Here is a 13,496-nt window from a genome sequence, read left to right as displayed (position 1 = left end):
CCCGACGCCGACCGGTGCCCGTAGGCCCCGCCCCCTCCGGAGCGTACGAACCGGTCGGCGTAAACGTGTGCGGAGCCGACGGCCACGCCTGGTCGGCGTGCCGGGCAATTCACCTCGAACGCTGGCGCCCGGTTCACCCGAGCCGCCGTGGCCCGGTATCGAAACGACTGGGCTCCGGGCCGATTCTTGCTCGCGCATAAAGGATTTCGGCCGACGACGGCGAGGCCAGGACGGGATCGAAGGACAGTTCCCGCATCTGTGGCAGATCATCGAAGAGCGCCGAAATACGTTGCGCCAACTCGATCAACGCCGCCTTGTCCACCCGCGGACTGGCCGGAGTACCCGACAGCAGCGGTGCGGCGCGCGGTGCGTCGATCAGCGCGGCCGCCTCATCCGGCGACAGCGGCAGCGCACGATAGGCCCGGTCGCCGAGCATCTCGATGATCAACCCGGACAGGCCGAACTCGATCACCGAACCGAACGACGGATCGTCCTGCACCCGCAACACGCATCCGACGCCCTTGGTCGCCATCCGCTGAATGTGCAACGCCGGATCACCGCTGAGCGCAACCAGATCCGTATACGCCTGCCGCACCGCGTCGGGACGCCACAGATCCAATCGCACCCCGCTCAGATCGGGCCGCCGCCGCCACGCGTCACTGGTCGCCTTGGCCGCCACCGGATAGCCGAGTTCCTCGGCGACCGCCACCGCGGCATCGGCATCACGCACCTCCCGGAACTCCACCACCGAGATCCCGTAGCACTCCAGCAGCGCCACGGTCTCCAGATCGGTCAACCGGCGGCCACCGGTATCGGCCATCCAGCCCGCGACCAGCTCCGCGGCCCGCGCACTGTCGATACCGTCGGGCCGGACGACCGCCGAAACCGGCCGGTCACGCCACTGCGCGTACCGGTGCACCCGCGCCAACGCGCGCGCGGCCCGCTCGGGATCCGGGTACGACGGAATCGATCCGCGCACCGCCGAGGCACCACTGCCCCGCACCGCCAGCAGATTCGGAATCCCCTGCTCGGCAATGAAGGTGGTCAGAATCGGTTTGCCCGCCGCAGGTACCGCCGCCGCAGCCGACCGGATCGCGTCGGCGAACTCACCGGTCGGCAACGGCACCGGCGGCGCGAACACCACGATCACCGAATCGACCTCCTCCGAACGCAACTGCGCCGCCACCGCGTCGAGGTAGTCGCCCGGTGTTGCCTGCGGACCCAGGTCCACCGGTTCGCCGACCAGCAGCCCCTCACCGCGAGCGGCGTCCACCGCCAGCCAGCCCAACGCCGCGCTGTTACCGATCACCGCAAGCCGTGCGCCCACGGGCAGCGGCTGGTATCCGAGCAGCGCCGCACAGTCGAACAGCTCGGAAATCGAGTCGACCTGAACGATTCCGGCCTGTGCGAACAGGTCCCGCACGATCGAACGATCCATATCACCGGCCGGGTGGGCCCGTGCGCCCAGCCTGCCGCTGCTCACCGCGACGATCGGCTTGGTCCGCGCCACCCGACGCGCGATCCGCGAGAACTTGCGCGGATTACCGAAACTCTCCAGGTACAGCAGCACCACATCGGTGTCGGGGTCGGTGTCCCAGTACTGCAACAGGTCGTTACCGGACACATCGGCGCGGTTACCGGCCGATACGAAGGTCGACAGCCCGAGGTTGCGTGCCGCCGCCTCACCGAGGATCGCCGCACCCAACGGTCCGGACTGACAGAAGAATCCGATCCGTCCACGCCCCGGCAGCACCGGTGCCAGCGTGGCATTGAGCGCGATCGCGGGATCGGTGTTGGCGATACCGAGTGCGCTCGGCCCGACCACGCGCATACCGTGCCCGCGCGCGGCGGCGACCAGATCGCGTTCGGCGGCCATACCCGCGGCACCCGTCTCGCCGAATCCGGCGGTGAGCACGACAAGACCCTTGACCCCCTTGGCCATACAGTCGTCGAGCACCGAATCGATGGATTCGGCGGGCACCGCCACCACCGCGAGATCGACCTCATCGGGGATCTCGCGCACCGTGGCGTAAGCACGGACACCGCGCACCGAACTGCGTGCCGGATTCACCGGGAACACCGGCCCCTGGAACGCACCGGACAGCAGATTCGCCAGCACCGCGCCACCGACCCGTCCAGCACTCGGCGTGGCGCCGATAACCGCGATCGACCGTGGCGTCAGCAGATTCCCGACACTGCGTGCCTCCGAGGCCCGTTCCCGCGCATCACGCACCGACAGCAACGCCTCGGTCGGGTCGATGGCGAACTCCAGATGCAGGACCGACCCGTCCCTGCTGCGCTCCACCTGATAGCCCGCTTCCCGGAATACCGTCACCATCACGGTGTTCTCGGCCAGCACCTCGGCGACGAAGGTGTCGATCTCGTTCTCCGCCGCCGCACCGGCCAGGTGCTCCAACAGAATCGAGCCGAGACCGCGGCCCTGATGCCCATCGGCCACCACGAACGCCACCTCGGCCGCGCGGGGGCCGGTGCGATCGAGCAGTTCGTAACGCCCCACCGCGATGATCGATTCGCCCAGTTCGGCCACCAGCCCGACCCGATTGTGATGATCGACATGGGTGGATCGGTACAGATCCTTCGGCGAGATCCGCGGATAGGGCCCGAAATAGCGCAGATACCTGGTCCGATCCGAGAGCGCGGCATGGAATTGCTGCAACCGATCGGCGTCGTCGGGCGTTATCGGGCGCAGCCGCACCACGCCACCGTCGGAGGCCAACACATCGGCGAACCAGTGCTGCGGCGGTGGTGGCGGCACCGCGGGGGTATCCGGGGTATCGAACTCAGTCACGGGGATCCTCCGGGTCGAGGCCGAGCGGGCCGAAGCAGGCACGGCGAGTGGCGAGCACGGCGGTATCGATGGCGCGCTGAGCCCTGTCTACCCGCGCGTCGCCGGTTTCGGGAGTGCCGCCGGGGCCGTCCCAGGGGCGGAACGACACCTCCGCACCGTCCCCCATCGTGCGCGGCGGATCCACGCGCGGCGCCGCGGCACGCACCGTATCGATCCAGTCCTGCGGTATGGCGGTCTCCGGTGCGATATCGCGGTCGAGCGCGGCGGCGAGCAGATGCGTCCAGGCGCGCGGCACCACGCGGATCAGACCGTAACCCCCACCCCCGACTGCCAGCCAGCGCCCATCGGCATAGCGGTCGGCCAGCTCACGCATGGCCAGAAACGCCGCGCGCTGACCGTCGACGGTCAGCTCCAGATCCGCCAGCGGATCCTCGCGGTGGCTGTCGACCCCGCATTGACTGACCACGATCTGCGGCCGGAACGCCGCCACCGCGCCGGGGACCACCGCATGAAACCCACGTAGCCACTGCGCGTCCCGTGTACCAGGCAGCACCGGCAGGTTGACCGCGGTGCCCGCTCCCGCACCGCTGCCCGTCTCCTCGGGCCATCCGGTATTGGGCCACAACGTCGCCGGATGCTGATGGATCGAGACGGTGAGCACCCGCGGATCGGCGTAGAAGGCACGCTGTACGCCATCGCCGTGGTGGACGTCGACATCGAGATAGGCGATGCGGTCGAAACCGTGGTCGAGCAGCCAGGAGATGGCCACCGCCGCATCGTTGTAGACGCAGAACCCCGCCGCCGAGGCGGGCATCGCGTGATGCATACCACCACCGATGCTCACCGCCCGGCGGGTGCGCCCCTCGGCGATCTCACGGGCCGCGGCCAGCGTGCCGCCGACGATCACCGATGCGGCCCGATGCATTCCGGGAAACACCGGATTATCGGCCGAGCCCAGCCCGAACGGCGGCGCGACCGGTGGCTCACCGTGCGCCATCGGTGGCGCCACGGCGTGCTCGACGGCCTCCACGTATTCGGCGGTGTGGATGCGGAACAGATCCGCGGGGCCCGCCGCCGCCGGCTCGAGCAGTTCGACACCCTCCAGTACGCCGAGGCTGCGGGCCAGCGCCATGGTGTACGCCAACCGGGCCGGTTTCATCGGATGCTGCGGCGTCCAGGTGTAGTCGAGGAAATGGTCGGTCCACACGACCGTGCCCCCGTGCGCGGGGCCCGGATGTGCGCCGGACGCTGTGGTGGCCATGCTCCCAACGCTAGTGGGAAGCTGACGGCCCCGTTCAGCGTTCACATGCAGTAGAAATACATGCATGAGCGACCACGGCGGTATGCCGTGCGCCGACAGGGTTCCCGACGCGCGAGGCGTGGTGCCGCGGCGTGCGCGAAACGAGACGTCGCGTGGGTAGAATTCGTGCCGACGAAGGGGTAACAGGTGAAGGATCTGGTCGACACCACGGAGATGTACCTCCGTACCATCTACGACCTCGAGGAGGAGGGTGTGGTGCCCCTGCGCGCCCGCATCGCCGAGCGCCTCGAACAGAGCGGGCCGACGGTCAGCCAGACGGTCGCCAGGATGGAACGAGACGGTCTGCTGCTGGTGGCCGGTGACCGTCATCTCGAGCTGACCGACAAGGGCCGAAGCATGGCCGTCGCGGTCATGCGCAAACACCGGCTCGCCGAGCGGTTGCTGGTCGACATCATCGGGCTGGACTGGCAGAACGTGCACGCCGAGGCCTGCCGCTGGGAGCACGTGATGAGCGAGGACGTCGAACGCCGCCTCGTCGAGGTGCTCAACCACCCGACCACCTCCCCCTACGGCAACCCGATCCCCGGCCTCGACGAACTCGGTGTCACACCGATCGCCGCCGCCGACGAGAACCTGACCAGGCTCTCCGAGCTGCCGCACGGTCAGGTGCACGCGGTCGTGGTGCGCAGGCTCGCCGAGCACATCCAGACCGATCCCGAGGTCATCAACCGGTTGCGTGAGGCGGGTGTGGTGCCCGACGCCAGGGTCACCGTGGAGACCAGACCCGGTTCCGTGGTGATCACCGTGCCCGGCCACGACGGCTTCGAGCTGTCGGACGAAATGGCCCACGCCGTCCAGGTGAAGCTGGTCTGACGGGTGAGACTTCTGGTTACCGGCGGCGCCGGATACGTCGGTGGGGTGTGCGCACAGGTCCTGATCGAGGACGGCCACGAGGTGGTCGTGGTCGATGATTTGTCCACGGGCAATGCCGACGGTGTGCCCGCGGGCGCGCGTTTCGTCGAGGGCGATGTCGCCGAGGCCGCGCCGGATCTGCTGGCGTCCGAAAGTTTCGACGGTGTCCTGCATTTCGCCGCGCAATCGCTGGTGGGCGAATCGGTACAGCAGCCGGAGAAGTACTGGCACGGCAATGTGGTGACGACGCTGCGGCTGTTGGAGGCGATGCGCGCCACCGACACGCCGCGGCTGGTGTTCTCGTCCACGGCCGCGGTGTACGGCGAACCGGAACAGGTGCCGATCACCGAAGACGCCCCGGCCCGACCGACCAACCCGTACGGCGCCTCCAAACTGGCGATCGACCACGCCATCACCTCCTACGCTGTCGCGCACGGCCTCGCGGCCACCAGCCTCCGGTATTTCAATGTCGCGGGTGCCTACGGCGGACTCGGTGAGAACCGTGTGGTCGAGACCCATCTCATTCCGCTGGTGCTGCAAGTCGCGGCGGGGCATCGCAAATCCATCGCCGTATTCGGCACCGACTGGCCGACGCCCGACGGCACCGCCGTCCGGGACTACATCCATATCCGTGACCTCGCCGACGCCCATCTGCTCGCCCTTCGCACCTGTGAGGCGGGCACGCACCGGGTGTTCAACCTCGGTAGCGGAACCGGGTTCTCGGTGCGCGAAGTGATCTCGGCATGTGAACGGGTCACCGGGCTGCCCATCGCCGCCGTGGACTCGCCGCGTCGTGCGGGCGATCCCGCGGTGCTCATCGCCTCCAGCGATCGCGCCGTCGCCGAACTCGGTTGGCGGCCCGAACACAACGACCTCGACGAGATCGTCACCGACGCCTGGACTTTCCTGCGCGAGCTCGGGCCACGCGCCCACAGCGCGAAGTAGGCCCGTTCCGGCGCGTTCCCGAGGCCGCCTCATCGCACCGTGTCGAGGTCGATGCCGAGGTCGACGGCCGTCTCGCGGCCGCATGTGGTCAAGCGCTGGAGCCGGTCCGGGTGCATACCGGAACGGAGAGCGGTATCGAGCAACGCCGCCATCGGATGCGCGGGGTCGGCGTCCAGCGCCGCGGCCAGCGCGATCCCGGCGAAGGGCCCATCGCCGCGGGCATAGGCGTAATAGCCGAGCAGGGTGGCGGCTTCGGCCCGGTCGTGGCCGGACAGGGCGCGGGTCATCATCGCCCACAGCTGTTCGGCGGCGTCGGCGTGCTCGGTGCCCGCGAGCGCGAACATGGCGTCGCGGACGTGGCGATCCCGCAGTGCCGCAGCCAGTTCCGCGAGTTCCGTCGGTGACATCGGCGTGCCCGAGGCCACGTTCGCGATCTGCCAGAGCATGTATTCCACCGCGCGCCTGCGATACCCGATCCGATCACCGCCGCCCGATGCCGGGGTGAACCGCCGGTGGGCTCGCGCGAACGCCCGACCCATCTGCGCGCCGACCAGCTCACGCATCCTGGAATCCGCCGTCACCAGCGCGATCAGCTCCGATCGCGAGCGCATGATCTGGCGGCCGTGCAGCACATGACTGAGCGTGATCGGCGAGGCCGCGGGATCGGGCACCACACCGCGCCGATCCGCCCCGAGCACACTCCACCAGCCGTGGCCGGGTCCGATCGCCGGTACGGCCCACGCGCCGCACAGCGCGATCTCACGCCGGTCCAACCGCGCCGCCACCGCCGTGATCAGCCGATCGCGACCGATCACGCCGGGCTCGGGCTCGGTGCGGCGATCATCGATGACGGCGGCCAGCACGCCGACCACCCCGTCCTGTTCACAGACATCGGCTACCGTGGCCACGAGCGTCGCCCGGTCCGATGCCCGGGTGGACGGTGAGTCGAGATCGAAACGTGCCACCACATCGATCATCGCGCTGTCCGGATCCAGCGGTGCGGCCCGCAACACCGCCACCACCAGTGACCGCACCGGCACGAACCCGAGAAGCGCCGGGATACCGGCGAGGAACTCCCCCGGTTCCGCGAGCCTGATCTCCCCGAGCCGCATCTCGACCCGGCCGCCGTCCGGGTGGACGAGATCCTCCGCGCCACCGCCGTCCGCGGTGCCCGTGCCCTCGGGCCGGGCGCCACACTCGGCGTCGTCTCCATCCGCGCAGCGCAGAACACCGATATCGCGGGGAGGTGGGCACGTACCGGCGCGCCCGCTCACCGAGGACGTGTCCTCGGCACCGAGACCACTCGGTCCGATTCCGGCCGTGTCGAGTTCGGCCGTGGTCTCACCCGAGCCGACGGCGCGGGCAGCAGCGCAATCGGATACCTCGGCCCGACCCGACCTCGGCCCTGATGCGCTCCGCCACGGCGCCCATGGCCCGCAGGGTTCCTCGGCGGTTGTTCTCGACTGCCCGCTCGCGTCGGACCTGCGGCGTGTACTCGGGCAGGCAGCGACCGGACCGAGATCGACGGGAACGGCAGCGCGGCCGACGGCTGCACTGCCGGATTCTTGTCCGCCGCTGCCGCGATGGCACGCACCACACCCGCGGGGCCGACCCGCACCGGGCAGCGATCCGCGCGTTCCGCCGGGACCGGTGCGCGCACCCCGGTTTTCGGACTGATCGGCCGGTGCCACCGATCGCGGCGTGCGCGTGGTGCAGGTCTGCTCACACGCTGTGGGTTCGGAGGGTGTCGCGGGAGTCGTCATGACAGGCAGCTTGCACTGCGCGCTGGTCGAGCGAGGTGAGCACGACCTGGGCTTTCATCCGACCTGTGGATAACTCTTCCCTGTGGACAACTCCATGTTTCAGCTGGTCGCGACCTTGTTCACGGCGGTGTCGAACAGCTGTTGCAGCGCTGAGGTATCCGGTGTGGCATCGCTGAACGACATGTAGGTCACCGTGACCCGCACATCGCCGATCTGCGCGATCAGTGTGCTCATCGACTGGGTCAGACCGGCGCCGCCGACGTCGGGTGTCACCGTGCGCCGCAGGGCCATGGCATCGTCGGCGTCGACCTGTGGCGCCTGCGCCAACTCGGTGGTCACCGTGCCGGTCGCACCCGCGCGCGACACCCGGATCCGTTCGCACTGCCGGATCTGATCACGCAATCGCACCAGCGGCTGATCGGTGCGGGTCAGCTCGACGGTGAGGGTGGCGCGCGCGGCGTCGTCGGTCCCCACGGCCACGGCGAGCCGATCGGCACCCGGACGGGCTTCCGGTGGTGTGCATTCGGCGGGTTGCACACTCGCACCGGCGCCGACACCGTCCAGATCGCCCGCGGCCTGCCCCGCGGCCTCCGGCGGCAGCACCACCGCCGGATAACGGTCCGGAAACTCCCCCGGATCCGGGAGCAGCGTGGCCAGTGGGCCGGAAACCTGCCTGGTCACCGCGGTCGGTTCGGCCGAGGTCGGGTGACCCGACACGGTCGACCCGCAACCCGCCGTCACCAGCGCGGCGATCGCCAGCGCGCCGCCTGCCGCCGCGCGGCCGAGCGCGGTCCTGTGCGTCGAATTCGGCACGCCCACCCGCCCCACTCTGCCAAACTCGCCGAGCGGCCCGCCCCCGCCACGCCGACCGCCGCCCGCAGGGGTGTCGGATGCCCACGCCTCGGGAATTCCGGTGGCGTCGACGCTGTTGCCCCCACGTATGGGTCGATGTCCGGCCGTGCGCGTAGGAGTACATCGCCCATGGGGGACAATGGACTGTGGTACACCCGGCGACGCGGCCAACGGTGCGAGATACTTGCGCGCCGGTGTCGGCACGCCGGATGCGCCGCGCAGGAAGGAGTACGCGATGGACTACGAGTCGCGAATGTACGAACTGGAGTTCCCCGCTCCACAGCTGTCGTCCGACGACGGCTCGGGTCCGGTCTTGGTGCACGGACTCGAAGGCTTCACCGATGCCGGTCATGCCGTACGGCTGGCGACCACGCACCTGCGCGAGAGCCTGGAAAGCGAACTGGTCGCCTCGTTCGATGTGGACGAACTACTCGACTACCGGTCGCGGCGCCCGCTCATGACGTTCAAATCCGATCACTTCGCCGATTACGCCGAACCCGAACTGAACCTGTGGGCGCTGCGTGACACCGCGGGCACCCCGTTCCTACTGCTGTCGGGAATGGAACCGGATCTGCGCTGGGAGAAGTTCACCACCGCCGTGCGTCTGCTCGCCGAACAGCTCGGTGTGCGCCGCAGTATCGGTCTGAGCGCCATCCCGATGGCGATCCCGCATACCCGTCCGCTCGGGATCACCGCGCATTCCTCCGATCGCGACCTGATCGATGAGAACCAGCGCTGGCCGGGTGAATTGCAGGTGCCGGGCAGCGCCTCCTCGCTGCTGGAGTACCGGATGGCCCAGCACGGGCACGAATCGCTCGGTTTCTCGGTGCATGTGCCGCACTATCTGGCGCAGACCGCGTATCCGGAGGCCGCGCAGACGCTGCTCGAGCACGTCAGCGACAACGCGGGCCTGGAGATTCCGCTCGCCGCCCTCGGCGAGGCGGCGGCACGGGTGCGTGAACAGGTCAACGAGCACATCGCGGGCAATTCCGAGGTCGAGACGGTCGTGCACGCACTGGAACGCCAGTACGACACCTTCGTCTCCGCGCAGGAACGTCAGTCGAGCCTGCTGGTCGGCGATGGTGAACTGCCCAGCGGCGACGAACTCGGTGCCGAATTCGAGCGATTCCTCGCCGAACAGGGCGGCTACCAGGGCGAGGGCTTCGACCTCGGCGAGGGAGACGACCAGCGCTGACCTGGATCGGTACGGGAGCCGACGGCCCGTAGGGTTGTCGGGGTGGATCTGACCGAACTGCTCGAGATACCGGGAACCGACGCCGACGCGCTCTACGAGTCGTTCGGAACGTGGGCCGCCGAGCAGGGCACGCCGCTGTATCCCGCGCAGGACGAGGCGCTGCTGGAGCTGGCCTCGGAGTCCAACGTCATCCTGGCGACACCGACCGGCTCCGGGAAATCCCTGGTGGCGGTGGGTGCGCATCTGTTCGCTCTGACCCGCGGCCAGCGCACCTACTACACCGCGCCGATCAAGGCGCTGGTGAGCGAGAAGTTCTTCGCGCTCTGCGAGGTGTTCGGCGCCGAACGCGTCGGGATGGTCACCGGCGATGCGGCGGTCAACCCCGAGGCGCCGATCATCTGCGCGACCGCGGAGATCCTGGCCAATCTGGCGCTGCGTGAGGGCGCGGACGCCGATATCGGCCAGGTGGTGATGGACGAGTTCCATTTCTACGCCGATCCCGACCGCGGCTGGGCCTGGCAGGTGCCGCTGCTGGAATTGCCGCGCGCGCAGTTCCTGCTCATGTCGGCCACGCTCGGCGAGGTCGATTTCTTCGCCGCCGATCTGCACCGGCGCACCGGCCGCCCCACGGCTGTGGTCGCGGGTACCGAGCGTCCGGTGCCGTTGACCTTCTCCTATGCGCGCACCCCGGTGACCGAAACGCTCGAGGAACTGGTCACCACCCATCAGGCTCCGGTCTATGTCGTGCACTTCACCCAGGCCGCCGCGCTGGAACGCGCACAGGCGTTGACCAGCGTCAACTTCGCCAGCCGGGCGGAGAAGGACGCCATCGCCGAGGCGCTGGGCGGTTTCCGCTTCGCCACCGGTTTCGGCAAGACGCTCTCGCGCCTGATCCGGCACGGCATCGGTGTGCACCATGCCGGGATGCTGCCCAAGTACCGCAGGCTGGTGGAGAAACTCGCCCAGGACGGGCTGCTGAAGGTGGTGTGCGGCACCGATACTCTCGGCGTCGGGATCAACGTCCCGATCCGCACGGTGCTGCTCACCGGCCTCACCAAATACGACGGTGTACGGACCCGCAGGCTCAAGGCCCGTGAGTTCCATCAGATCGCCGGTCGGGCCGGACGCGCCGGATACGACACCATGGGCACCGTGGTGGTGCAGGCGCCCGACCACGAGGTGGAGAACACCCGGATGCTCGCCAAGGCCGGCGACGATCCGAAGAAGCTCCGCAAGGTGCAGCGACGCAAACCGCCGGAGGGGTTCGTGTCCTGGAGCGCGGAGACCTTCGACCGGTTGGTGGCCGCGCCGCCCGAGCCGATGGTGTCGCGGTTCGCGGTCACCAATTCGATGTTGCTCAATGTGATCGCCCGCCCCGGAAACTGTTTCGACGCCATGCGGCATCTGCTCGAAGACAATCACGAACCACGCCCCGCCCAGCGCAAACACATTGTGCGCGCCATCAGGCTGTATCGGGCGCTGCGCGATGCCGGTGTGGTGCAACAGCTTTCCGAACCGGATGCCTCGGGCCGCCGCGCCCGCCTCACGGTCGATCTGCAACGCGATTTCGCACTCGACCAACCGCTGTCACCGTTCGCACTGGCCGCTTTCGAACTGCTCGACGCCGACTCCCCCGGTTACACACTGGAGGTGGTCTCGCTCATCGAGTCCACCCTGGAGGACCCGCGCCAACTGCTGATGGCGCAGCAGCACAAGGCCAGGGGCGAGGCCGTCGCCGAGATGAAGGCCGAGGGCATCGACTACGACGAGCGGATGGAGCTGCTCGAGGAGGTCACCTGGCCCAAGCCACTGGCCGAACTCATCGAACCCGCCTTCGAGACCTACCGGGCGGGCCATCCGTGGGTATCGGAGTTCGCGCCGTCGCCGAAATCGGTGGTGCGCGACATGATCGAACGTTCGATGACCTTCGCCGAACTGATCTCCCACTATGAGCTGGCCCGCTCCGAGGGTGTGGTGCTGCGTTATCTGGCCGACGCCTACCGCGCACTGCGGCGCACCGTGCCGGAATCGGCGCGGACCGAGGAACTCGACGACATCACCGAATGGCTGGGCGAGCTGGTCCGGCAGGTGGATTCGAGCCTGCTCGACGAATGGGAGCAGCTGACCAGTCCCGGTGCCGAGGCCGACGCCGATCAGCTCGCGTTCGGCGCGGAAACCATCCGGCCGATCTCGGCCAATGAGCGCTCCTTCCGGGTGCTGGTGCGCAATGCCATGTTCCGCCGGGTGGAATTGGCCGCACTGCGCCGCTGGCAGGCGCTGGAGGACCTCGGCACCGGCCCGGACTGGCAGGCCGATCTGGAGCCCTATTTCGCCGAGTACGACTCGATCGGCACCGGTCCGGACGCACGCGGCCCGCAACTGTTCCGCGTCGAGACCCGGCCCGGGTTCTGGCACGTCCGCCAGACCCTCGACGATCCAGCGGGCGATCACGGCTGGGCCTTCGTCGGTGTGGTCGATCTGGCCGAGTCGGATGCCGCGGGCGAAGTGGTGTTCGACGAGGTCACGGTGACCGCCGGATGAGCTGGAACCGACCACCGGAACTCGGGGTTTGACGGATTCGATCCGGGGTACCGGCCGCTGATACTGTTCCTGCGCTGCCCGACCGAAAGATCCACCGATGCCCGAATCCCCGTACCTGATGCTCCGCCCGGAGCGCGTACGCGAGAACTATCGCGCCCTCGACGCCGCACTGATCCGGGCGGGGCGACGGGCACGGATCCGGTTCGCGGTGAAGGCCTGCCCGGTTCCCGAGATCCTGCGGATCCTCGACACCGAAGGCGCACAGTTCGATGTCGCCAGCGTCGGCGAGATCGCACTGTGTCTCGGGCTCGGCATCGCCGCTGGGCAGCTGTACTACGGCAATCCGATCAAGAAGGCCACCGATATCGCTCGCGCACACACGCTGGGGGTGCGCCGGTTCGCCTTCGACACCGAGGACGATCTGCTGCGGATCGCCGAGCACGCTCCCGGCGCCGAGGTCGAATGCCGATTCCTATCGGCGGCGCCGCCCTCACGCACGCCGTTCGGCACCAAATTCGGTTGTGCGCCGGTGGAGGCGCTGCGGCTGCTGGTGCGCGCCCGCGATCTCGGTCTCGTCGTGGCCGGACCCTACTTCCACGTCGGCTCACAGCAGCTGGACCCGCAGGCCTGGCGCATCGGTATCGAACAGGCCGCACGGATCGTCGAGGCATTGTCCGACAAGGACATTGCGGTGTCCTCGGTGAACATCGGCGGCGGTCTGCCGGTGTCCTACGCCGAACCCGCACCCGGTATCGACGAGATCGCGGCGGTCACGATCGGCTCGGCGGTGCGGTTGCTGCCCGAGACCGCCGAGCTGGTCGTGGAGCCGGGACGCGCCCTGGTGGCCACGGCCGGAGTCGTGCACGCCGAGGTGATGGGGGTGCGGATCGCGCCGGACGGGCGGCGCTGGGTGTATCTCGACATCGGCCGCTACAACGGTCTGGCCGAAACCGAGAACGAGTACATCGCTTACCGTTTCGCCACCGAACGCGACGGCGACCCCGTCGACGAGGCCGTGCTCGCCGGTCCGACCTGCGACGGCGACGATGTGCTCTACCAACGCACGCGGGTCCTGCTGCCGACCACATTGCGCGCCGGTGACCGTGTCCGGATTCTCGATACCGGCGCCTACACCGCGAGCTATTCGTCGGTGTCGTTCAACGGTTTCGCGCCCTTGGCCGTACATGTCGTGGGCGCCGAGGGAGAGTGAGAGGATTC

The 13,496-nt window shown here is 68.8% G+C and carries 9 protein-coding genes; 5 read left to right on the top strand and 4 right to left on the bottom strand.

Features of this window, described 5'->3' with window-relative positions; genetic code table 11:
* Nucleotides 1–133 precede the first annotated feature (133 nt).
* Nucleotides 134–2,809: a bifunctional GNAT family N-acetyltransferase/acetate--CoA ligase family protein gene (locus QH168_RS04270; RefSeq protein ID WP_280233078.1), complete on the bottom strand. Its 2,676-nt coding sequence runs from the start codon at nucleotides 2,807–2,809 to the stop codon at nucleotides 134–136.
* Nucleotides 2,802–4,070: an acetoin utilization protein AcuC gene (locus tag QH168_RS04265; RefSeq protein WP_280233077.1), complete on the bottom strand. Its 1,269-nt coding sequence runs from the start codon at nucleotides 4,068–4,070 to the stop codon at nucleotides 2,802–2,804. Before QH168_RS04265 ends, QH168_RS04270 begins: the two co-directional genes overlap by 8 nt.
* Before the next feature lie 186 nt (nucleotides 4,071–4,256).
* Between QH168_RS04265 and QH168_RS04260 the strand changes: the two genes are divergently transcribed.
* Together QH168_RS04260 and galE are read left to right on the top strand one after the other, a co-directional pair.
* Nucleotides 4,257–4,943 carry a metal-dependent transcriptional regulator gene (locus tag QH168_RS04260; RefSeq protein WP_280233076.1) on the top strand — a complete coding sequence of 229 codons (687 nt, stop codon included), beginning with the start codon at nucleotides 4,257–4,259 and terminating at the stop codon, nucleotides 4,941–4,943.
* Nucleotides 4,944–4,946: 3 nt separating this feature from the next.
* Nucleotides 4,947–5,927, top strand: a complete 981-nt coding sequence (gene galE, locus QH168_RS04255) for a UDP-glucose 4-epimerase GalE (protein WP_280233075.1) — start codon at nucleotides 4,947–4,949, stop codon at nucleotides 5,925–5,927.
* A gap of 29 nt (nucleotides 5,928–5,956) precedes the next feature.
* Here the strand turns inward: galE and QH168_RS04250 are convergent, their stop codons facing one another.
* Nucleotides 5,957–7,201 (bottom strand): DUF4192 domain-containing protein, encoded by a 1,245-nt coding sequence (locus tag QH168_RS04250; RefSeq protein ID WP_280233074.1) that lies wholly within the window; start codon nucleotides 7,199–7,201, stop codon nucleotides 5,957–5,959.
* Nucleotides 7,202–7,789: 588 nt separating this feature from the next.
* Nucleotides 7,790–8,509, bottom strand: a complete 720-nt coding sequence (locus QH168_RS04245) for a DUF5642 family protein (RefSeq protein ID WP_280233073.1) — start codon at nucleotides 8,507–8,509, stop codon at nucleotides 7,790–7,792.
* Between the two features lie 268 nt (nucleotides 8,510–8,777).
* On the opposite strand from QH168_RS04245, the gene QH168_RS04240 reads away from it, so the two are divergent.
* The 3 genes from QH168_RS04240 to QH168_RS04230 all read left to right on the top strand — a co-directional run bounded on the left by QH168_RS04240 (nucleotide 8,778) and on the right by QH168_RS04230 (nucleotide 13,488).
* Nucleotides 8,778–9,737 (top strand): PAC2 family protein, encoded by a 960-nt coding sequence (locus QH168_RS04240; RefSeq protein ID WP_280233072.1) that lies wholly within the window; start codon nucleotides 8,778–8,780, stop codon nucleotides 9,735–9,737.
* A 42-nt stretch (nucleotides 9,738–9,779) separates the two neighbouring features.
* The gene (locus QH168_RS04235; protein ID WP_280233071.1) at nucleotides 9,780–12,278 is read left to right on the top strand and encodes a DEAD/DEAH box helicase; all 2,499 of its coding nucleotides are present in this window, start codon (nucleotides 9,780–9,782) and stop codon (nucleotides 12,276–12,278) included.
* 97 nt (nucleotides 12,279–12,375) lie between these two features.
* The gene (locus QH168_RS04230; RefSeq protein ID WP_280233070.1) at nucleotides 12,376–13,488 is read left to right on the top strand and encodes a type III PLP-dependent enzyme; all 1,113 of its coding nucleotides are present in this window, start codon (nucleotides 12,376–12,378) and stop codon (nucleotides 13,486–13,488) included.
* Nucleotides 13,489–13,496: the final 8 nt, after the last annotated feature.

This window comes from Nocardia cyriacigeorgica, assembly GCF_029868385.1.
GTDB lineage: Bacteria > Actinomycetota > Actinomycetes > Mycobacteriales > Mycobacteriaceae > Nocardia > Nocardia cyriacigeorgica_F.
The sequence above is the reverse complement of the archived record's forward strand: the minus strand, read 5'-3'. Positions and strand labels throughout refer to the sequence as shown.